General features: G+C 54.2%; 19 protein-coding genes and 1 tRNA gene. 16 read left to right on the top strand and 4 right to left on the bottom strand.

Features of this window, described 5'->3' with window-relative positions; translation table 11 throughout:
* Positions 1 to 22 precede the first annotated feature (22 nt).
* Positions 23 to 676 (top strand): DUF4286 family protein, encoded by a 654-nt coding sequence (locus F8R23_RS20770; RefSeq protein ID WP_129937826.1) that lies wholly within the window; start codon positions 23 to 25, stop codon positions 674 to 676.
* Positions 673 to 1,998 carry an MFS transporter gene (locus F8R23_RS20765; RefSeq protein ID WP_129937048.1) on the top strand — a complete coding sequence of 442 codons (1,326 nt, stop codon included), beginning with the start codon at positions 673 to 675 and terminating at the stop codon, positions 1,996 to 1,998. The genes F8R23_RS20770 and F8R23_RS20765 overlap by 4 nt, the downstream gene beginning before the upstream one ends.
* Before the next feature lie 50 nt (positions 1,999 to 2,048).
* Here the strand turns inward: F8R23_RS20765 and F8R23_RS20760 are convergent, their stop codons facing one another.
* Positions 2,049 to 2,657, bottom strand: a complete 609-nt coding sequence (locus tag F8R23_RS20760) for an HD domain-containing protein (protein WP_099063845.1) — start codon at positions 2,655 to 2,657, stop codon at positions 2,049 to 2,051.
* A 183-nt stretch (positions 2,658 to 2,840) separates the two neighbouring features.
* Here F8R23_RS20760 and trhA point away from each other — a divergent pair, with 183 nt between their 5' ends.
* Positions 2,841 to 3,515, top strand: coding sequence for a PAQR family membrane homeostasis protein TrhA (gene trhA, locus F8R23_RS20755; protein ID WP_129937049.1), 675 nt, complete (start codon positions 2,841 to 2,843; stop codon positions 3,513 to 3,515).
* A gap of 84 nt (positions 3,516 to 3,599) precedes the next feature.
* On the opposite strand, the gene ygfZ is transcribed toward trhA, so the two are convergent.
* The gene (gene ygfZ, locus F8R23_RS20750; RefSeq protein ID WP_129937050.1) at positions 3,600 to 4,592 is read right to left on the bottom strand and encodes a tRNA-modifying protein YgfZ; all 993 of its coding nucleotides are present in this window, start codon (positions 4,590 to 4,592) and stop codon (positions 3,600 to 3,602) included.
* A gap of 323 nt (positions 4,593 to 4,915) precedes the next feature.
* Between ygfZ and sdhE the strand changes: the two genes are divergently transcribed.
* The 5 genes from sdhE (at position 4,916) to creD (ending at position 9,142) form a co-directional block, all read left to right on the top strand.
* Positions 4,916 to 5,182, top strand: coding sequence for an FAD assembly factor SdhE (sdhE, locus tag F8R23_RS20745; RefSeq protein WP_037418284.1), 267 nt, complete (start codon positions 4,916 to 4,918; stop codon positions 5,180 to 5,182).
* The gene (locus tag F8R23_RS20740) at positions 5,163 to 5,585 is read left to right on the top strand and encodes a protein YgfX (RefSeq protein WP_099063843.1); all 423 of its coding nucleotides are present in this window, start codon (positions 5,163 to 5,165) and stop codon (positions 5,583 to 5,585) included. Before sdhE ends, F8R23_RS20740 begins: the two co-directional genes overlap by 20 nt.
* Positions 5,585 to 6,280, top strand: a complete 696-nt coding sequence (gene creB, locus F8R23_RS20735) for a two-component system response regulator CreB (RefSeq protein WP_129937051.1) — start codon at positions 5,585 to 5,587, stop codon at positions 6,278 to 6,280. The genes F8R23_RS20740 and creB overlap by 1 nt, the downstream gene beginning before the upstream one ends.
* Entirely contained in the window at positions 6,277 to 7,695 is a 1,419-nt protein-coding gene (gene creC, locus F8R23_RS20730; RefSeq protein WP_129937827.1) for a two-component system sensor histidine kinase CreC, read from the top strand. The genes creB and creC overlap by 4 nt, the downstream gene beginning before the upstream one ends.
* Before the next feature lie 82 nt (positions 7,696 to 7,777).
* Complete coding sequence (gene creD, locus F8R23_RS20725) at positions 7,778 to 9,142, top strand: cell envelope integrity protein CreD (RefSeq protein ID WP_151415951.1); 1,365 nt, start codon at positions 7,778 to 7,780, stop codon at positions 9,140 to 9,142.
* Positions 9,143 to 9,182: 40 nt separating this feature from the next.
* Here the strand turns inward: creD and fldB are convergent, their stop codons facing one another.
* Positions 9,183 to 9,701 (bottom strand): flavodoxin FldB, encoded by a 519-nt coding sequence (fldB, locus tag F8R23_RS20720; protein ID WP_112347289.1) that lies wholly within the window; start codon positions 9,699 to 9,701, stop codon positions 9,183 to 9,185.
* A 107-nt stretch (positions 9,702 to 9,808) separates the two neighbouring features.
* Here fldB and xerD point away from each other — a divergent pair, with 107 nt between their 5' ends.
* The 8 genes from xerD (at position 9,809) to F8R23_RS20675 (ending at position 18,705) form a co-directional block, all read left to right on the top strand.
* Entirely contained in the window at positions 9,809 to 10,708 is a 900-nt protein-coding gene (gene xerD, locus F8R23_RS20715; RefSeq protein ID WP_129937054.1) for a site-specific tyrosine recombinase XerD, read from the top strand.
* 27 nt (positions 10,709 to 10,735) lie between these two features.
* Positions 10,736 to 11,452 carry a bifunctional protein-disulfide isomerase/oxidoreductase DsbC gene (gene dsbC / locus F8R23_RS20710; RefSeq protein ID WP_112347287.1) on the top strand — a complete coding sequence of 239 codons (717 nt, stop codon included), beginning with the start codon at positions 10,736 to 10,738 and terminating at the stop codon, positions 11,450 to 11,452.
* Positions 11,453 to 11,458: 6 nt separating this feature from the next.
* The gene (recJ, locus tag F8R23_RS20705) at positions 11,459 to 13,192 is read left to right on the top strand and encodes a single-stranded-DNA-specific exonuclease RecJ (RefSeq protein ID WP_129937828.1); all 1,734 of its coding nucleotides are present in this window, start codon (positions 11,459 to 11,461) and stop codon (positions 13,190 to 13,192) included.
* Positions 13,193 to 13,358: 166 nt separating this feature from the next.
* Positions 13,359 to 14,457, top strand: a protein-coding gene (gene prfB, locus F8R23_RS20700; protein ID WP_099063837.1) for a peptide chain release factor 2 whose coding sequence is annotated in 2 segments (ribosomal slippage) — positions 13,359 to 13,433 and positions 13,435 to 14,457 — 1,098 coding nt in all. Because the reading frame shifts where the segments join, the coding sequence is not laid out codon by codon here.
* Positions 14,458 to 14,466: 9 nt separating this feature from the next.
* A complete protein-coding gene (lysS, locus tag F8R23_RS20695; RefSeq protein WP_112347285.1) occupies positions 14,467 to 15,984 on the top strand; it encodes a lysine--tRNA ligase in 1,518 nt (505 codons plus the stop codon).
* A gap of 168 nt (positions 15,985 to 16,152) precedes the next feature.
* Positions 16,153 to 16,226, top strand: a tRNA-Gly gene (locus F8R23_RS20690).
* Between the two features lie 525 nt (positions 16,227 to 16,751).
* Positions 16,752 to 17,489, top strand: a complete 738-nt coding sequence (locus tag F8R23_RS20680; protein WP_151415950.1) for a hypothetical protein — start codon at positions 16,752 to 16,754, stop codon at positions 17,487 to 17,489.
* Positions 17,490 to 18,150: 661 nt separating this feature from the next.
* Positions 18,151 to 18,705: a recombinase family protein gene (locus F8R23_RS20675; RefSeq protein ID WP_151415949.1), complete on the top strand. Its 555-nt coding sequence runs from the start codon at positions 18,151 to 18,153 to the stop codon at positions 18,703 to 18,705.
* 451 nt (positions 18,706 to 19,156) lie between these two features.
* Here F8R23_RS20675 and F8R23_RS20670 read toward each other — a convergent pair whose 3' ends face one another.
* On the bottom strand, positions 19,157 to 19,588 hold the full coding sequence (locus tag F8R23_RS20670; protein ID WP_244953404.1) for a hypothetical protein: 432 nt from the start codon (positions 19,586 to 19,588) through the stop codon (positions 19,157 to 19,159).
* Positions 19,589 to 19,604: the final 16 nt, after the last annotated feature.

Below are 19,604 nucleotides of genomic sequence, written 5' to 3'. Positions count from 1 at the left end.
TTGAGCTAACAGGAGAGTACCCATGACCGGTTCCCCGAACGGAATGCTGTTTGTTGCAACAGATGTCGCCGCGCAGGACGAGGCGGATTTCAATCAGTGGTACGACCGTGAGCACGTGGAAGAGCGGGTGCGCGTGCCCGGCTTTTTGTCGGGCACGCGTTATCAGGCGCTACAAGGCGGGCGTAAATACCTGGGGCTGTATAAAACCGAATCCCTGGCCAGTTTTACCTCGGCGGCTTACCGCGCCGCGTTTAACCAACAGACCCCCTGGTCGGTGGCAAGCCTCGACAAAATGCGCGACCCAATGCGCCGGGTCTGTGCGGTAGAGGCGGTGACCGGGCAGGGCTGCGGCAGCCATTTGGCCATTGTTACCCTGGAGCCGACGGCACCGGAAGTCCTAAAGGCCGGTATCCATCATTTGGGGGCGATGCTGGCCGAGCAACCCGGTTTTGTACGCAGCAGCCTGCTGTCGCCGGATGTTGAACTCAGCTCACCGCTGCCGAAAGAGTCGCGGGAAAATCGCCAGTTATTGCCGATGCTGTTGATCGAAAGCAGCAGTGCCGAAGCCGGCCAGCGGCTGAATGAGCTGGCCTGTCACCACTTGAAAATCCCCGCCACCGATGCGGTGCATTATGCCCTTGGCTGGCAACTGACCACGCAGGAGCTGTCATCATGAGCACTTCAACCACGGAAACACCGACCGCGGATTTATCTGCCGACGATACTGCCGCGCATCCACCGAATACCGGCAAGCTGGCTGCGGCCAGTTCGATCGGCACCGCACTGGAGTGGTATGACTTCACCGTCTACAACATCATGGCGGCGCTGATTTTCAACCACGTGTTTTTCCCGTCTTTCGATCCGCTGGTGGGCACTATTTTGGCGTTTTCCACCTACGCGGTCGGTTATGTTTCACGGCCGATTGGCGGCATCGTGTTTGGTCATCTCGGTGACGTGCTGGGGCGCCGTTTTGTCCTGGTGACCACGCTGGTGATCATGGGCGTGACTACCGCGCTGATGGGGCTGCTGCCGGGTTATGCCAGTTGGGGTATTTGGAGCCCGCTGCTGTTGGTCACGCTGCGCTTTATTCAGGGGATTGCGTTGGGAGGCGAATGGGCGGGGGCGGTATTGCTGTCGATGGAACACGGTAAACCTCATCAGCGTGGGCGTAATGCTTCCTTTGCTCAGGTCGGTCCTTCCTGCGGTACTTTGATCGGTACCGGCTTGATTACGCTGGTGACGGTGGCTATGTCGGCAGAAGATTTCCAGCAGTGGGGTTGGCGTATTCCTTTCCTGCTTAGCCTGGTGTTGGTGATATTTGGCCTGTGGCTGCGCCGTGGGGTGGGGGAAACGCCGGCGTTTCTGAAACTGGAGGCATCCAAAGACGTTACCCATTCGCCGATCCGCGAGGTCTTCACCCAGCATCGGCGTCCATTGTTGATCGCCGGTGGTTCTCGTATCGGTTCCGATGTGCTGTATGCGCTGGTGGTGGTCTTTACCCTGACCTATGTCACCACGGTACTGAACCTGCCGCGCCCGCTGGCGTTGGCCGCTACCATGTTGGGGGCGATCGGTAACGCGATTACCGTACCGATGTTTGGCGCACTGTCCGATCGTTTTGGCCGTCGACCGGTGTATATCGGCGGGGCGCTGGCGGCGATGGTTTGGGCATTTGTGTTCTTTATGCTGCTCGACAGTAGCCAGCCGGTGCTGATCTGCCTGGCGGTGGTGGTGGGGTTGTTGATCCATGCGGCGATGTACGGCCCGCAGGCGGCTTTTATCACCGAACAGTTCCCGACCCGGGTGCGCTATGCGGGATCGTCGTTGGCTTATACGCTGGCAGGTATTATCGGTGGTGGTTTTGCACCCTTGATTATCGCATCGTTATTCAAGTCTTACGACAGCACGCTGGCGATCTCAGCCTATGTGGTGGTGGCGTTGTTGATCACGCTGTGGGCGGTGATTGCCGCAAAGGAAACGGCGCACAAGCCGTTGTGAATCGCTTGCCGGGTGAGAGGATCACCCGGCTTGTCGCAACAGCAACAGCGTTACTTCAGCCAGCCTTTACGCTGAGCGTCCTGCAGGTGTTGCAGAAGGTACTTCCACAGCTCTGGCTGGACATCGGCAATGGCTGCGTTGCGCGACAGCACTTGCTCCAGACTGATGCCATTTTCGACCCAGCTTTGGCCTTCGTTATGCAGGTTCATCAGCATTGGCATGGTGCGATCCAGCACCAGTGCGAAACGCGCGTCGGCGCTCTCGCCATCTTCATATTCCTGCCATAAAGCGGTGAAATACTCGCGCTGAGTATCTGGCAGCATACCGAACAACCGGCGGGCTGCCGCCACTTCTTTATCATGGATCGCTGCGCGGGCCGCCAGATCGTAGACCAGCACGTCACCGGCATCGATCTCAACGATGTCATGCAGCAGTGCCATCTGGATCACCCGTTGGATATCCACGCCTTCACCGGCGTAAGGCGCCAGGCTCAGGGCGCCAATAGCAAAGTGCCAGCTATGTTCAGCGGAGTTTTCCTGGCGTTGGGTGCCCAGTACTTTGGTGCGGCGTTGCACGCTTTTCAACTTGTCGATTTCCATCAGGAACTGGATGACCTGGGTCATGGAGCCGAAATCTAACGCGGGTACAGCGGATGACATGGTGTAAACCTCAAGGTAGATGGGTTGAAGCCGAACGATTGTAGACCAGCGGGCGAGGGATTTCGATGGTTACACGCGCACACAGTTTTATTTTAGCGTACACGTGTACACTGAAATTATTCTCAGTTAAGCTGCTTTGCGGTAATTTCGAACAATGTTGGCTGTTTTGGGGGGTTGTGCTTTATGGGAAAAACGGGCGTAGTAAAAGCCGGTAGCGAAAAAATTGCCGCTGCGGCCTATCCGTGGGCGGAAGAGATCGCTAATAGTATCAGCCATGGCATCGGTCTGGTTTTCGGCATTGTCGGTCTGGTTCTGCTGTTAGTTCAGGCGGTCGATACCGGCGCTGATGTGACGGCCATCGCCAGCTACAGTCTTTATGGTGGCAGCATGATCCTGCTGTTCCTTGCCTCCACGCTCTACCATGCTATTCCCCACCAAAAGGCCAAGCACTGGCTGAAAAAATTTGACCACTGTGCCATTTATCTTTTGATTGCCGGTACCTACACGCCGTTTTTGTTGGTTGGGCTGAACTCACCGCTGGCTAAAGGGTTGATGGCGGTAATCTGGGGATTGGCGTTGCTGGGTGTATTGTTCAAGCTGGCCTTTGCCCACCGTTTTGAAGCACTGTCGCTGGTGACCTATCTGACCATGGGCTGGCTGTCGCTGATCGTGATTTATCAGCTGGCGACCCGACTGGCGGTGGGCGGCGTGACGCTGCTGGCGGTGGGGGGGGTGGTTTATACCCTGGGAGTGATCTTCTATGCATCAAAGCGTTTCCGCTTCGGTCACGCCATTTGGCATGGTTTCGTGCTCGGCGGCAGCCTGTGCCATTTTATGGCTATTTATCTGTACGTCTGATCTCCGCTGATATCTTTCGCACCGCAGCGTTGCTGGCTGCAGTGCGAAATCTATTGCGGATAGATTAAGAAGCTCTGACTGCCCCTATTTTTCTTCTATCAACGAATATGGCAGCGGTTTGATGGCCAGGTGGCTGGTGGCATCATCGCGAACCCGTAGCTTGCTGTCGGCATCCAGATCGTTATTCAACACTACCTGTACCCACAGCGTGCCGTCGGCCAGCTTGGCAGCACTCAGCACCGTACCGGTACGGCGCCAGTTCTCACCCAGTTGCAACTCCACGTCTTCAGCGGCCTGTGGCACTCGCCCGGCTTTGCCTTCCAGCCAGTACAACGCACGCTTGTTGGCACCGCGGAACTTGGCACGAGCCACCATTTCCTGACCGGTGTAGCAACCCTTGCTGAAACTGATGCCTTCCAGCGCCTGCAGGTTGGTGGCCTGTGGGATCAATTGCCCGCTGTTGGCGGTATCAATTACCGGGTAACCGGCTTCGATATCCAGCGTCAGCCACTGTTGACTGTCGTTCAGTTCTGCCTGTTCGTGCAGCTTGTCAGCCAACTGTTCGGCAATGGCAGCGGTGGTAACCAGCAGAAAACGTTCCGCCGGTAGAGAGAAGTGCAACAGGGTAGTTTCACCGTCCTGCACCACCTGATGTTCAGCATCCGGCAGGCTGTTGAACACCCCCGCCAGCGCCGCACGTGCCTGAAAACCGGCGACGCCCAATAAGACGGCTTCGTTGTCGGCGGCAATGGTGAGTTTGGAAAACACAGCGTACTTCTTGATCTCTGCCAGTTGGCTGTCCAGCACGCTGCGGCGTTCCAGATAGGCAAAGCCTTCACCGCGATGGAACAAACGCAGATTGCTCCACATTTTGCCCTTGGCATCGCAGTGGCCGCACAACACATGACTATCGGCCGGCAGCGCTTCGATATCGGCAGTCACCTGGCCCTGAAGGTATTTCACCGTATCCGGTCCGTTCAGCGTCACCATTGCCCAATCTTCCAGCGAGATCAGGGTCAGGGGCAGATGGGAAGAAGCGGAAGGCTGACGGGGTGGAAATGGAATTTTATACGCCATAGTAAGATCCTGCTTAACGTTTAGCTTACCTGAAGGTGTGTTGACCCCATGGTAAAAGAGGTGGCGGGCTTTGCAAACTGTTATTCACGCTTGCTTCTCCGGCAGCGCTTTTTTTGACATTTAGCGCCTTATTACGCTTTACACAGAGAACGTCCTTCCCGGCGAGTATGTCAAATTGTTACTCTATAGGCTTGCGGCCAAGGGTTACCCTTGCAGACAGATCTTTGGCTGATGGAATTATATCGCGACGGTGTTGCCATACAGTGTGTCAGTTGAACCCTGCGATGGCGTTGCCACGCTGAAAAGAGGTTAGTCATAACAACATGGATATTAATAACAAAGCACGCATCCACTGGGCTTGTCGCCGTGGTATGCGCGAGCTGGACATCTCCATCATGCCGTTCTTCGAGTATGAATACGACCAGTTGAATGACACAGACAAAGCGCTGTTTATCCGCCTGCTGGAGTCCGACGATCCCGATCTCTTCAACTGGCTGATGAATCATGGCGCTCCGCAGGACAGTGAACTGCAGAGAATGGTGACACTGATCCAGACGCGAAATAAAGACCGTGGCCCAGTGGCGATGTGACGTCCGTATTTCCTGGCGCACCCAGTTACTTTCGTTGCTGACACACGGCGCACTGATCCTGCTGATCCTGATTTCACCCTGGCCGGAAGGCTACGGACCGATCTGGCTGGTGTTGCTGACGCTGGTGGTGTTTGAGTGCATTCGCAGCCAAAAGCGCATTGCGTCGCGGCAGGGTGAACTACGCCTGCTGGAAAACCAACGTCTGGGTTGGCACGGCCAGGAATGGCAACTGGTGAAGCAGCCCTGGATGCCGCGTTACGGCATTCTGCTGACTTTGCAGCCCGTGGGAGGCAAAAAGCGCCGTCGACTGTGGCTGGCATCCGATGCCATGGCCAAAGCCGATTGGCGGCATCTGCGCCAGCAGTTGCTCTATCCGCCGGCCAGTGATGACGAGGAACCCTGATGAAGCCGACGCTCTGGCTGGTGGAAGATGAGCCCAGCATTGCCGATACGCTGATTTATACCCTGGAGAGCGAAGGCTTTCAGGTGCGCTGGTTCGAACGTGGTGAGCCGGCATTACAGGCGTTGGCGCAAGGAGTACCTGCGCTGGCGATCCTCGATGTTGGCCTGCCAGACATCAATGGTTTTGAACTCTGCCGTCGGCTGTTATCACAGTCGGCGGATTTACCGATTTTGTTTCTCACCGCCCGCAGCGATGAGGTCGATCGCCTGATTGGGCTGGAAATCGGCGCCGACGATTATGTCGCCAAACCCTTCTCCCCACGAGAGGTCAGCGCCCGGGTGCGTACCATTCTGCGCCGTTTGCAAAAACAGCAGCGCCTGCAGCAACCTGCTCTGTACAGCTTCGGTCCTTTTGGCCTGGATGAACAAGCCGCGGCCATCTATTACCATCAGCAGCCGCTGCCGCTGACCCGTTACGAATTTCTGCTGTTGAAAACCCTGTTGCTGGCCCCCGGCCGGGTATTTTCACGCCAACAATTGATGGAGAGCGTCTGGGCGTTGGCCGAAGAAAGCCTGGATCGCACCGTCGACACCCATATCAAAACGCTGCGCGCCAAGCTGCGAGCCATCGACCCTGCGGAACCGCCGATCCACACCCACCGCGGTCTCGGTTACAGCGTGAGCCGCCAGTCATGAGAATAGGCCTGCGGCTGCTGTTGGGATATTTCCTGATCGTGGCGGTGGCGGGCTATTTCGTGCTGAGCATTTTCGTGCAGGAAGTGAAGCCCGGCGTGCGGCGTGCTACCGAAGGCACGCTGGTGGATACCGCCAACCTGCTGGCGCAGATCGCGCGTCTGGATATGCAGCACGCAGATGTGGCGCACGGGAAACTGGCGCAGGCGTTTGCTCAACTTAATCAACGACCTATTGGTGCCAATATTGCCGGTATCCGTAAGGATCGCAGCGAATACCATGTCTATCTCACCGATCAACAAGGCAAGGTCATTTTTGATTCCAGCGGCAAGGCGCTCGGCCAGGACTACTCTCGCTGGAATGATGTTTATCTGACGCTGCTCGGCCAGTATGGCGCACGCAGTACGCGCAGCGATCCGCAGGATGAAAACAGCTCGGTGATGTACGTCGCCGCGCCGGTAATGGATCAGGGCAAAATTATCGGTGTGCTCAGCGTCGGTAAACCGAACAGCACCATGGCACCGGTGATCAAGCGCAGTGAGCGACGCATTCTTTGGGCGGGTGCGCTGCTGCTGGGCATTGCCTTGTTGATCGGGCTGGGCTTTGTCTGGTGGATCAACCGCTCAATTGGCCGGCTGGTGCATTATGCTGACGGCGTGGCAAAGGGCGAAAGCGTACCCTTGCCAAAAATGGGCGGTCATGAGCTGACGCAGCTGGCGCAGGCACTGGACAGCATGCGGGTGAAGCTGGAGGGCAAGGCCCACATCGAACAATATGTGCATACCCTGACCCACGAGCTGAAAAGCCCGCTGGCAGCCATCCGTGGCGCAGCCGAGCTGTTGCAGGAACAGCCGCCAGCGGCCACTGCCCAGCGTTTCCTGACCAATATCGAACAACAAAGTACGCGCATTCAGCAACTGGTGGATAAATTGCTGGTGCAGGCACGGCTGGAGAGCCGGCCTGGTCTGGAGCTGGCTCCGCTGGCAATGGCGGCGCTGGTGCGTCAGGCGGTGGTAAGCAAAGAGGCGCAGGCAGAGCGACGCAGCGTTCTGCTGCAGTTGAATGTGGCAGAAGAGATCACTCTGAGCGGAGATGGATTGCTGATCAGCCAGGCGCTGACTAACCTGCTCGACAATGCGCTGGATTTTACACCACCGGGCGGCAGCATCAGTATCCGTGGCGAACGCCTCGATGGCCACTACCAGGTCACCGTCAGTGACGACGGTAGTGGCATTCCGGATTACGCGCTGGACAAAGTGTTTGAACGTTTTTATTCGCTGGCCCGATCGGACAAGCCGAAAAGCAGCGGCCTGGGGCTGAACTTTGTGCAGGAGGTGGCGCGCTTGCACCGTGGCAGTATCCAGTTGAGCAATCGTCAGCCGCACGGCGTGACCGCTATTTTCACCTTATCGCTCTGACTTCACCGTCCCTTCACATAACCACATCCGGCTTTCACCTGAGGCTTTTATCGTAGCGCTATTACCTACATGGAGCGCGGCGATGATGAAATCGGTACTGTTTTGGAAAATAACCACTCTGCTGGGATTGATGATTTTAATGATCATCCCGGTAACGCAGTTAATGAATGTGATTGATGAGCGCAGCGGCTACCGCCAGAGCGTGGTCGGGCAGGTCAGCGAAAGCACCAGCCGGGCGCAGCGCATTTTGGGGCCGCTGATCGTCATCCCTTACAGCGAGCGGGAAGAGAAGACGGATGACAAGGGGCAGAAGGTGGTGCAAATGGTTCGACATCATCGCTATCTGCTGCCGGAGGCTTTACAGGTTAACGGCAAGCCGAACGTGGAGGTGCGCAAGCTGGGCATTTACCAGACTCAGGTCTATCAGGGGCCGTTGCAGTTTAAGGTGAAGTTTGGCCAGCCGGATTTGACGGACTTGCAGCGCACTAACGTGACGGTGGGTCAGCCTTTCCTGCTGGTTTCATTGAGTGATTCACGCGGTATCAAGAGCATCTCGCCACTGACCAGCACAGAGTCTCAAACGACCTTTGAGCCGGGCACTCAGGTCAATGTGTTGCATCAGGGGATCCATGCGCCGCTGACGCTGGCCGCATTGCAAAAAGCGGGGCTGGATGCCGAGTTCACCCTGACGCTGGCGGGCACCAGCAGCCTGTCACTGGTACCGCTCGGCCGTAGCAGTGAGTTGACGTTGCAGAGCAACTGGCCACATCCGAACTTCCTCGGTAATTTCTTGCCGGACGAACGCAAAGTGACGGAAAAAGGCTTCAGTGCCCGCTGGCGCAGCACCTGGTTTGCCAACAACATCAACAGCGCTTTCCATTACGATGACGAAATTCTTGGCGAAGACAAGTTGCCAACCTTCAGCACCAGCCTGATTGAACCGGTGGATCACTACCAACTGACCGAACGCGCGGTGAAGTATGCGGTGCTGTTTATCGGCCTGACATTTATGGCGTTCTTCCTGTTCGAAACCCTGACCGGTTTGCGGGTACACCCGATTCAGTATTTGCTGGTTGGCGCGGCACTGGTGCTGTTCTACCTGATCCTGCTGGCATTCTCCGAGCACTTCGGTTTCGCTACCGCCTACCTGTTGGCCAGTATCGCCTGCAGCGGACTGATCGCCTTTTACCTCAGCGCGGTACTGCGCGGCAGGTTGCGGGGGGCGCTGTTCGCCGCCAGCCTGTTGATGTTGTATGGCGTGCTGTATCTGTTGCTGCAGTCGGAAGATAACGCACTGGTACTGGGGGCAGGGCTGTTGTTCGCAATTTTGGCGGGAATTATGCTGCTGACGCGCAAGCTGGATTGGTATCAGGTGGCCGATCCGGCACGCCTGAATAGTGAAACACCGAGCGGCGAGGGTGAAAATCGCTTCCGGTTGTGGAAATAAGTACCAGATTGGGCGCGGTTCATTGCCGCGCCCATGGGCATTACAGCAGCGGTTCCATCTCCAGCAGGATCTGTTCGCACCACTGTTGCAGCCGGTCTTCGCTCATGTCGTATTGATTCACATCATCCAGCGCCAGGCCGACAAAGTGTTTGCCGTCGGCGCTCAGCGGTTTCGGGCTGGTGAATTCGAAACCTTCGATTGGCCAGAAGCCGATAAACTGCACCCCGAGCGGGGCAATATGATCGTGCAGCATGCCGAGCGCATCGAGGAACCATTCGCCGTAACCGAGTTGATCACCCATGCCATACATGGCAACGATTTTCCCCTGCAAATCCAGCGTGGTCAGCTGTGGCCAAATTGCTTCCCAGTCTTCTTGCAACTCACCAAAGTCCCAGGTAGGCATGCCGAGGATCAGGATGGAATACTCTTCCATCAGCTTGGGGGAGACGTCTTTCAGGTTGTGCAGGTCGACCAGGTCTTCACCCAGAATCTCACGGATTTTTTCTGCTGCCATCTCGGTGTAGCAGGTGCTGGAGCCGTAAAACAGACCAATCTTCATGTTTAAACCGTTTATATTGCCGTAGGTAGAATTGCAGCGAGTATACCCGATTTGTCCCGGCTTAAGGCATAATGCCTGTGGCATAAACGTAACAAAGAGAGGATCGCGTGCAACAGCAAGAGAGTGCGTTGATTGAGCAATTCCTGGATGCGCTATGGCTCGAACGCAATCTGGCAGAAAATACGCTGGCCTCTTATCGACTGGATTTGCAGGCGCTGGTTGCCTGGCTGAACCAGCAAAATACTTCGTTGTTGCAGGCGCAGGCGCTGGATCTGCAGGCTTTCCTCGCCAAGCGGGTGGAGGGGGGTTACAAGGCTACCAGCTCCGCGCGTTTGCTGAGCGCCATGCGTCGTCTGTTCCAGTACCTGTACCGCGAAAATATGCGCACCGACGACCCTACCGCGCTGCTTGCCTCACCGAAACTGCCGCAGCGGTTGCCGAAAGATCTGAGCGAGGCGCAGGTCGATGCGTTGTTGCAGGCGCCCTGTGTCGATCAGCCATTGGAGCTGCGTGACAAGGCCATGCTGGAAGTGCTGTACGCTACCGGGCTACGGGTCTCCGAGTTGGTCGGGCTGACCATCAGCGACGTCAGCCTGCGCCAGGGCGTAGTGCGGGTGATCGGCAAGGGTAATAAGGAACGGCTGGTACCGCTGGGCGAAGAAGCGGTGTACTGGATCGAAAACTATTTGGAGCACGGCCGCCCGTGGATGGTCAACGGCCAGGCGCTGGATGTGCTGTTTCCCAGTAACCGCAGCCAGCAAATGACCCGGCAGACATTCTGGCATCGCATCAAACACTATGCGATCCTAGCGGGCATTGACAGCGAGAGGCTGTCGCCGCACGTGTTGCGCCACGCGTTTGCCACCCATTTGCTGAACCATGGGGCCGATCTCCGTGTCGTACAGATGTTATTGGGGCATAGCGACCTCTCGACCACACAAATTTATACGCATGTAGCGACTGAAAGACTTAAACAGCTACATCAACAGCACCACCCGCGTGCCTGACATGCCGGGTTCAAAAGGATTGGAAGAATGAAGAAAGGTTTAATGCTGCTCTCCCTGCTGGTGGCTTCAGTGACCGGCGCGGCCCATGCCGACGATGCGGCAATCCAAAAAGCGCTTGGCAGCCTGGGCATTCAACAGGCGGACGTGCAGCCTTCACCGGTGAATGGCCTGAAAACCGTGTTGACCGATAACGGCGTGCTGTATGTGACCGAAGACGGCAAACACATTCTGCAAGGCCCGCTGTACGACGTCAGTGGCAAAGAGCCGGTTAACGTGACCAACCAACTGCTGACCGGCAAGCTGGAAGCGCTGAAAGATCAGATGATCGTCTACAAAGCGCCAAAGCAAAAACACGTGATCACCGTGTTTACCGACATCACCTGTGGCTACTGCCACAAGCTGCACCAGCAGATGAAAGAATATAACGATCTGGGGATTACCGTCCGCTATCTGGCATTCCCGCGCCAGGGGCTGAATTCTCAGGCCGAGAAAGACATGCAGTCAATTTGGTGTACTGCCGACAAAGCCAAAGCCTTCGATACCGCCATGAAAGGCGATGCGGTTTCCCCGGCGACCTGTAAAACCGACATCAGCAAACACTACGCGCTCGGCGTGCAGTTCGGTATTCAGGGCACTCCGGCCATCATTTTGGAAAACGGCATGATGATCCCAGGCTATCAGGGGCCGAAAGAGATGGCCGCCATGCTGGACGCGCATCAGACCGCAACCAAAACCGGTGGTTAATCGCCGGTGAGCATCAAAACACAACTACGCCGCCGTGCGGCGACGGACGACAGCCATTTGCCTACCAGCCTGCACCCATTGCTGCGTCGTCTATACGCGCTGCGCGGCGTTCAGGCTGAGCAGGAATTAGAGCGCAGCGTCAAAGGCATGCTGCCCTGGCAGCAGTTGGACGGCATAGATACCGCCGTTGGCATTCTGCAACAGGCGCTAGTCGCGAGTCGCCGCATTATCGTGGTGGGCGACTTCGACGCCGATGGCGCCACCAGTACCGCGTTGACGGTGCTGGCGCTGCGCAGCATGGGTGGCAGTGCGATCGACTATCTGGTGCCGAATCGCTTTGAGGACGGCTACGGCCTGAGCCCCGAAGTGGTAGAGCAGGCGGCAACGCGCGGTGCAGAATTGATCCTCACTGTGGATAACGGCATCTCTTCCCACGCCGGTGTAGACGTGGCTCACGCTAAAGGTATGCAGGTGCTGGTGACCGACCACCACCTGCCGGGGGAAACCCTGCCGGCGGCGGAGGCGATCGTTAACCCGAATCTGCGTGGCTGTGAGTTCCCGTCCAAATCTCTGGCCGGTGTCGGCGTAGCTTTTTATCTGATGCTGGCGCTGCGTGCCCGGCTGCGTGACGACGGCTGGTTCGAACAACGGGCATTGGCGATGCCAAACCTGGCGGAACTGCTGGATTTGGTCGCGCTCGGAACGGTGGCCGACGTGGTACCGCTCGACGCCAATAACCGTATTCTGGTGTATCAGGGTCTGAACCGCATCCGTGCCGGCAAATGTCGGCCGGGCATTAAGGCGTTGCTAGAAGTGGCTAATCGTGACGCACGCCAACTGGCAGCCAACGATCTCGGCTTTGCGCTGGGGCCGCGGCTCAATGCCGCCGGGCGACTGGATGATATGTCGATCGGTGTGGCACTGTTACTGAGTGACGACATCGCGCAGGCGCGTATGTTGGCCAACGATCTCGATGCGCTCAATCTGACCCGGCGTGAGATTGAGCAGGGCATGCAGGTTGAAGCTTTGCAACTGTGCGACGAACTGGAGCGCAGCAGCACCGCCTTGCCTTACGGACTGGCGATGTATCATCCTGAATGGCATCAGGGCGTGGTGGGTATCTTGGCCTCGCGGATTAAAGAACGTTTCCATCGCCCGGTGATCGCGTTTGCACCGGCAGGTGAGGGCATTCTGAAGGGATCGGGGCGTTCGATAGCCGGTCTGCACATGCGCGATGCGCTGGAGCGGCTGGATACCTTGAACCCAGGGCTGATGATGAAGTTCGGTGGCCACGCCATGGCGGCCGGGTTGTCGCTGGAAGAGGCCAAATTCGACGAGTTCCGCCAGCGCTTTGGCGAGTTGGTGGGGGAATGGCTCGATCCGGCGATGCTGGAAGGGGTTATCTGGTCTGATGGCGAACTGGCTATGCAGGAACTTTCGCTGGAAACGGCGGAGCTGTTACGCGAAGGGGGCCCCTGGGGGCAAGCCTTCCCGGAACCGACCTTCGACGGCACCTTCCGTATCCTGCAGCAGCGGCTGGTGGGTGAGAAACACCTGAAGCTGATGGTAGAACCGCTCGGTGGCGGCCCGCTGCTGGACGGCATCGTTTTCAATGTCGATACCACTTTGTGGCCCGACAGCAGCGTGCGTGAAGTGGAGCTGGCCTACAAGCTGGACGTCAACGAGTTCCGCGGCAACCGCAACGTGCAGTTACTGATCCAACACCTCTGGCCGCGTTAATTTGTGGCTGCTTTTGCCCGGGGTTTGCTCTGCCAAACCCCGGCATGTTTTCTTCCCCCACAAAAACTAACCAACTCGCTATAAACTGACGTCTGGATCCGCTAGAATTACCGGTTCCAATGGCATTTCGCCATCGACGACATCAACGTAAAAGAACGCAAAAAACATGTTTGAAATTAACCCGGTAAAAAACCGAATTCAGGACCTGTCCGTGCGGACTGCCGTTCTTCGGGGGTATCTTTGACTATGATGCCAAGAAAGAACGCCTAGAAGAAGTTAACGCAGAGCTGGAACAACCTGACGTCTGGAACGAACCCGAGCGCGCACAGGCGCTGGGTAAAGAGCGCGCGGCGCTCGAAGCCATCGTTGAGACCATCGATCAACTCGAGCAGGGGGGCGAAGACGTTACCGGCCTGCTGGAACTGGCGATTGAAGCCGACGATGAAGAAACCTTTAACGAAGCCGTCGTTGAGCTTGATCAACTGTCTGCCAAGCTGGAGCAATTAGAATTCCGTCGTATGTTCTCTGGTGAATACGATAGTGCTGATTGCTACCTGGATATCCAGGCCGGTTCCGGCGGCACAGAAGCTCAGGACTGGGCCAGCATGTTGCTGCGCATGTACCTGCGCTGGGCCGAGGCCAAAGGCTTCAAGACCGAAGTGATTGAAGAGTCCGACGGTGACGTCGCAGGGCTGAAGTCCGCCACCATCAAGATCATCGGTGACTACGCGTTCGGCTGGTTGCGTACTGAAACCGGCGTACATCGCCTGGTGCGCAAGAGCCCGTTCGACTCCGGCGGTCGTCGTCATACCTCGTTCAGTTCGGTGTTTATCTACCCGGAAGTGGACGACGACATTGATATCGACATCAACCCGGCGGACCTGCGTATCGACGTTTACCGTGCCTCGGGGGCGGGTGGTCAGCACGTGAACAAAACTGAGTCGGCGGTGCGTATTACCCACTTACCGACCAACATCGTAGTGCAGTGTCAGAACGACCGTTCTCAGCATAAGAACAAGGATCAAGCGTTTAAACAGCTGCGAGCCAAGCTGTACGAGTTTGAGATGCAAAAGAAAAATGCTGATAAACAGATGCTGGAAGACAACAAATCCGACATCGGTTGGGGCAGCCAAATCCGCTCTTACGTGCTGGATGACGCCCGTATCAAGGATTTGCGCACTAACGTTGAAACGCGCAACACGCAGGCCGTATTAGATGGCGACCTGGATAAATTCATTGAGGCAAGTTTGAAAGCCGGGTTATAAGGAACAGAAATGTCTGAGCAACAACCACAAGGCGCTGAACAGGCGCTGGATCTCAATAACGAGTTGCAGTCACGCCGTGAAAAACTGGCTGCGCTGCGCGAGAACGGCATTGCGTTCCCGAATGATTTCCGTCGCGACACCACGTCCGACAAGCTGCACGCTGCGTACGGCGATAAAGACAACGAAGAGCTGGAAGCACTGGGTGTAGAAGTCACCGTTGCCGGCCGTATGATGACCCGCCGTATCATGGGCAAGGCATCCTTTGTCACGTTGCAAGACGTTGGTGGCCGCATCCAGTTGTACGTCGCGCGCGACGATCTGGCGGAAGGCGTTTACAACGAAGAATTCAAGAAGTGGGACCTTGGCGATATCCTTGGCGCACGCGGAAAACTGTTCAAAACCAAGACCGGTGAGCTGTCTATCCACTGCACCGAACTGCGCCTGCTGACCAAGGCCCTGCGTCCGCTGCCGGACAAATTCCACGGCCTGGCCGATCAGGAAACCCGTTACCGTCAGCGTTACCTGGATCTGATCGCCAACGAAGAATCGCGCAAGACCTTCAAGGTGCGTTCTCAGATCATGGCGGCGATGCGTAACTTCATGGTGGAACGCGGCTTCATGGAAGTCGAAACCCCTATGATGCAGGTGATCCCGGGTGGGGCTTCTGCTCGTCCATTCGTGACTCACCACAATGCGCTGGACATCGATATGTACCTGCGTATTGCCCCGGAGCTGTACCTGAAGCGTTTGGTTGTGGGTGGCTTCGAGCGTGTGTTCGAAATCAACCGTAACTTCCGTAACGAAGGCGTTTCTCCGCGTCATAACCCAGAGTTCACCATGATGGAACTCTATATGGCTTACGCGGATTACAAAGATCTGATCGAACTGACCGAGTCGCTGTTCCGCACCCTGACCCAGAACGTGCTGGGCAATACTCAGGTGCAGTATGGTGATGAAGTGTTCGACTTCGGCAAGCCGTTTGTGAAGCTGACCATGACCGAGGCGATCAAAAAATACCGTCCGGAAACCGAGCTGGCCGATCTGGCTGACATGGGCAAGGCGGTGGCTATCGCTGAATCCATCGGCATCAAGATTGAGAAGAGCTGGGGTCTGGGCCGCGTTGTGACGGAGATCTTCGAAGAAGTGGCGGAAAGCCATCTGATTCAGCCGACCTTCATTACCGAGTACCCGGCAGAAGTGTCCCCGCTGGCACGTCGTAATGATAACAACCCGGAAATCACTGACCGCTTCGAGTTCTTCATCGGCGGCCGTGAAATCGGTAACGGCTTCTCCGAGCTGAATGACGCAGAAGACCAGGCGCAGCGTTTTGCTGACCAGGCTAATGCGAAAGACGCCGGCGATGACGAAGCGATGTTCTACGACGAAGACTACGTTACCGCGCTGGAGCACGGTCTGCCGCCAACCGCAGGTCTGGGCATCGGTATCGACCGTATGGTTATGCTGTTCACCAACAGCCACACCATCCGCGACGTGATCCTGTTCCCGGCAATGCGCCCGCAGAAATAACTTCGCTGTAATGAATATCAACCGGCGCAGGTGACTGCGCCGGTTTTTTTTCGTCTGATGAGTGATAACCGAGGGGAACGCGGTTAACTGCTTAAAACACCAGCAGTTACGCGTTATCTCCGCTTGCCCGGCGGGGATAACCGGTTATAATGACAGCCGCACACCGATGCGGGTGTAGTTCAATGGTAGAACGGCAGCTTCCCAAGCTGCATACGAGGGTTCGATTCCCTTCACCCGCTCCAAGCCTTCCTGTTAGTACCTTCTCGGTAGAAATCAGCAAGTTAAGAAGTGGTTGAATGTTCAGGTACCTACAAAGGTATCCCAAGGAATTGCCCATCGCTGTTGTGGCTTGGTGTGTGGTTCTGGGAGCATATCAAACCGCTGGCGGTCGTTCTACTGTCTTACCGCGATAGCTTAACAAGAACAGCATGCCGTGCCATCGGCTCTAAACTCTCCCAAAACATAGTTCATCGCAGCATTCAGCCCCGATGCCCCTTTACAGGGATAAACAGGCTAAAGTGATACGCACCGGTAGCGAAAGACCCGGCTCTATCTCCGGCTGGCCCACGGTTCCTTAGGATGCACGGGCGACCTGATAACGATGATGCGCTATGATAATCTGATGATGTCGCTGACGCTCCGCTGCTTAGGTATCACTAACCGGGGCTTTATGGCTTCTATACCTAAAAGTAATATGCACGTTCTTGATGGGATTAATAAAAAAAATGGAAATATGTAAGTTATGTGGTAAAGAAGCCATTCTCAAAATGTCTCATATTATTCCGCGTAGTTACTATAAAAGATTGAAAAAAGAATCGGGTCAATTGCTATTGGTATCAAGTACCGAGGAAGAGCCTAAACTAACAAACTCCGATCCAAAAGAAAGATTACTGTGTGGTGATTGCGAGCAGTTCTTAAGTTCTAATTATGAAGTTTATGGGACGGTTATTTTTAGACGGTCCGAAAACGTAATCAAGAATGATGACCACATCGTAATTAATGGGTTTGACTACAAAAGAACGTATCTTTTTTTCATAAGTATTCTGTGGCGAGCTTCTTTATCAACACATCCCACATTCCAAGCGGTTTCATTAGATGAAAGTTTACAAGAGTTATTGAGACAGAGTATTATTTCTAATAATTTGAAAATCAGTGTACATACAAACCTTAAACTGGATCATTTTTTCAGGTTGTCGGTAGTTCGAATAATAGATAGCACTAAAAATATCGAAGATGAAATAATTAGAAGCATAATCACTAACTTTAGAATTGATCACGGCACTGACAAACGTAGTGTTATATATTACTTAATGTTAGATGGTTTTCTTGTGACATATTTATTGTATATAGGTAAGGATTTACATGATGTCAGGGCTAAAAGGTTTAGTTCTCAATTGGTCAGTGGCAGTAGTGCTAAAATTAATAAAGTAGAAATTCATGAGCTAAAAGAAATCGCTGGGATGTTCAATATGATAATCGAAAAAAGTAAGAATAGCGGCGCGTAGTGCATATTAGTAAGTGAATTTTATTATACTCATGCAAGGCCCTCCCTCCACCGACTCACGCTCACCAGTCCCCGTACCCTCTCGATATGCTTCTGAGAACTTAGGGGAGGGGGGGGCATTTCATCACATCTTAAGCGTCCTGTACCAACCTTTAAGACCCCATTTAACATCATAGTATTCTGTAATGGTTTGAAATCTAAAGGCGAAACAATCGAATGATACCTGAAGCTAAACCCCAGATAATGAGAGAAAATACAAAAATAACTCCGACAGTATACTGAATGTAGACCCCTACATACTTACTACTGAAAAGTATAATCATCAAGCCAATAAAAGATAACAAAGATGTAAGCGCAGCCTTCGCTTTTAGTCCATACCAAAACATAAAGACACCTAAAATAGCTCATTAAGTTAGAAGGCTATTCTGTTTCAAAGTAAGCGAAGAATAAAGATAATTTAGATAAATCTTTATAATTCCCGTAATCGTATGTGACTAATCGCCAATTTTCTATGTGAACAGCGGTAACTGAGTTGTCTCATTTGAGCATTACCTACAGATACTGCGTGACTACGTATCTGTTTAGTCTCAAATACGCTATTGCATAACTCAAAAGATACAGTATCATTCTGGTCATTAATAAAAGACTAGGGAGAGGTATGTATGAGCTGTAAAACCTTCGGGTATGCACGTGTATCAACAAAAGATCAGAATCCCGACCGGCAAACACTAGCGCTGGTTGATTGTGATGAGATACTGCTGGACAGGGTAAGTGGAAAGAACACCGACCGGCCAGAGCTGGCTAAACTCCGTGGGATGGTTCGTGCCGGAGATACTGTGCGGGTGAAGTCCGTAGACCGTTTGGCACGTAATACAAAGGATTTGCTGGAACTGCTGGAAGAGTTCACCGCGAAAGGAGTCAGCGTGTCATTCATCGATAATAGTATGACGTTTGATAATAGCCCGACGAGTAAGTTTATGATTACTATGCTGGGTGCTGTGGGAGAGTTGGAACGCAGTTTTATCCGACAGCGGCAGAATGAAGGCATTGCAGCAGCCAAGGAGCGGGGAGCTTTCAAGGGCCGCCAGAAGGATGATGAACTGCGGGAGAAAATACACAGATATATCCGGCTAGGCACCCACAGCAATGATGACATCATCAAGCTGGTTGGTTGTGGTCGGGCGACTTTTTACCGTATAAAAAAGGAATTTAGTTAGTACAGATAACTTATTCCTTCATATTGAAATTTCTTTAGAGATGCACTCTAAGGGAGATGAGAAGTAATAACTCACACCGCTATGAGAGCGGGCTTCGCTAGTAATAGCAATTAAGAGTTGCACTCTAAGGGGAGATGGGGGGAAGTGACTGCCAAAAATCATCGAGAGAATATTCATATTATGCTTTCCCTTGAGGCACAATATGAATAATCTTTCTTCTACAAAATAATACAGCCTGCTTAAGCCTAAACACACCACTTCATCACGTGGTGCGATAAATAACGCCTGAGTAGGTTCAATATAGGAGAAAGAATGTTTGACGATAAAGAATTACCTGAACAATTCGGCGGTAATAACACTCCGCCAGAGCTGAACCGAATAGACGCCACATACTGGGGTATGTTTCAGAATGGTTGGGTGCCATCTCATAACGATATGCAAGCCCCCTCAATTAAACAATCGTACGAACGCTACCGAGCGACGCATTCAAGCTCCGACATGAAAGCGGCTGTATCTCGGTATCAGCAACGGTTAAATGTTCGAGCAGGAGTCGCACTGCTAGAGCGTGTTTACTGATGGTGCTGGGGCTGCGTGTTTTCTTGTATTCAGCGAGGTATTCGGAAGTAACCGCTCGAAGCATTACCTGATTACCGGAAGCCGCTGCTGATACTTGTCCCAGTTGCTGTACTGCATTGATGGCGCGATTTAACGTTATAGTTTCGGTATCAACAGCGTGTTTTTCTTTTACGTGGTTCCATTCAAAAACTAATCGGTCGCGCACTGTTCGGGCTTTCTGAACGTCACGCTGACCAGTGCTTTTCCTGAACAGCCTCCGGCCATTTGTTAAATGTCGCATATGCTGAGGCACTGCTATTTGAAACATCCAAATACCGGATTCG

The sequence above is a fragment of the Serratia proteamaculans genome, from assembly GCF_008830365.1.
GTDB lineage: Bacteria > Pseudomonadota > Gammaproteobacteria > Enterobacterales > Enterobacteriaceae > Serratia > Serratia proteamaculans.
The sequence above is the reverse complement of the archived record's forward strand: the minus strand, read 5'-3'. Positions and strand labels throughout refer to the sequence as shown.

Bases quoted from the DNA above. Each gene is read 5' to 3' on its own strand.
- F8R23_RS20770 (WP_129937826.1), top strand. From the start codon at position 23: ATGACCGGTTCCCCGAACGGAATGCTGTTTGTTGCAACAGATGTCGCC.
- F8R23_RS20765 (WP_129937048.1), top strand. From the start codon at position 673: ATGAGCACTTCAACCACGGAAACACCGACCGCGGATTTATCTGCCGAC.
- F8R23_RS20760 (WP_099063845.1), bottom strand. From the start codon at position 2,657: ATGTCATCCGCTGTACCCGCGTTAGATTTCGGCTCCATGACCCAGGTC.
- trhA (WP_129937049.1), top strand. From the start codon at position 2,841: ATGGGAAAAACGGGCGTAGTAAAAGCCGGTAGCGAAAAAATTGCCGCT.
- ygfZ (WP_129937050.1), bottom strand. From the start codon at position 4,592: ATGGCGTATAAAATTCCATTTCCACCCCGTCAGCCTTCCGCTTCTTCC.
- sdhE (WP_037418284.1), top strand. From the start codon at position 4,916: ATGGATATTAATAACAAAGCACGCATCCACTGGGCTTGTCGCCGTGGT.
- creB (WP_129937051.1), top strand. From the start codon at position 5,585: ATGAAGCCGACGCTCTGGCTGGTGGAAGATGAGCCCAGCATTGCCGAT.
- creC (WP_129937827.1), top strand. From the start codon at position 6,277: ATGAGAATAGGCCTGCGGCTGCTGTTGGGATATTTCCTGATCGTGGCG.
- creD (WP_151415951.1), top strand. From the start codon at position 7,778: ATGATGAAATCGGTACTGTTTTGGAAAATAACCACTCTGCTGGGATTG.
- fldB (WP_112347289.1), bottom strand. From the start codon at position 9,701: ATGAAGATTGGTCTGTTTTACGGCTCCAGCACCTGCTACACCGAGATG.
- dsbC (WP_112347287.1), top strand. From the start codon at position 10,736: ATGAAGAAAGGTTTAATGCTGCTCTCCCTGCTGGTGGCTTCAGTGACC.
- lysS (WP_112347285.1), top strand. From the start codon at position 14,467: ATGTCTGAGCAACAACCACAAGGCGCTGAACAGGCGCTGGATCTCAAT.
- F8R23_RS20680 (WP_151415950.1), top strand. From the start codon at position 16,752: ATGTCTCATATTATTCCGCGTAGTTACTATAAAAGATTGAAAAAAGAA.
- F8R23_RS20675 (WP_151415949.1), top strand. From the start codon at position 18,151: ATGAGCTGTAAAACCTTCGGGTATGCACGTGTATCAACAAAAGATCAG.
- F8R23_RS20670 (WP_244953404.1), bottom strand. From the start codon at position 19,588: ATGTTTCAAATAGCAGTGCCTCAGCATATGCGACATTTAACAAATGGC.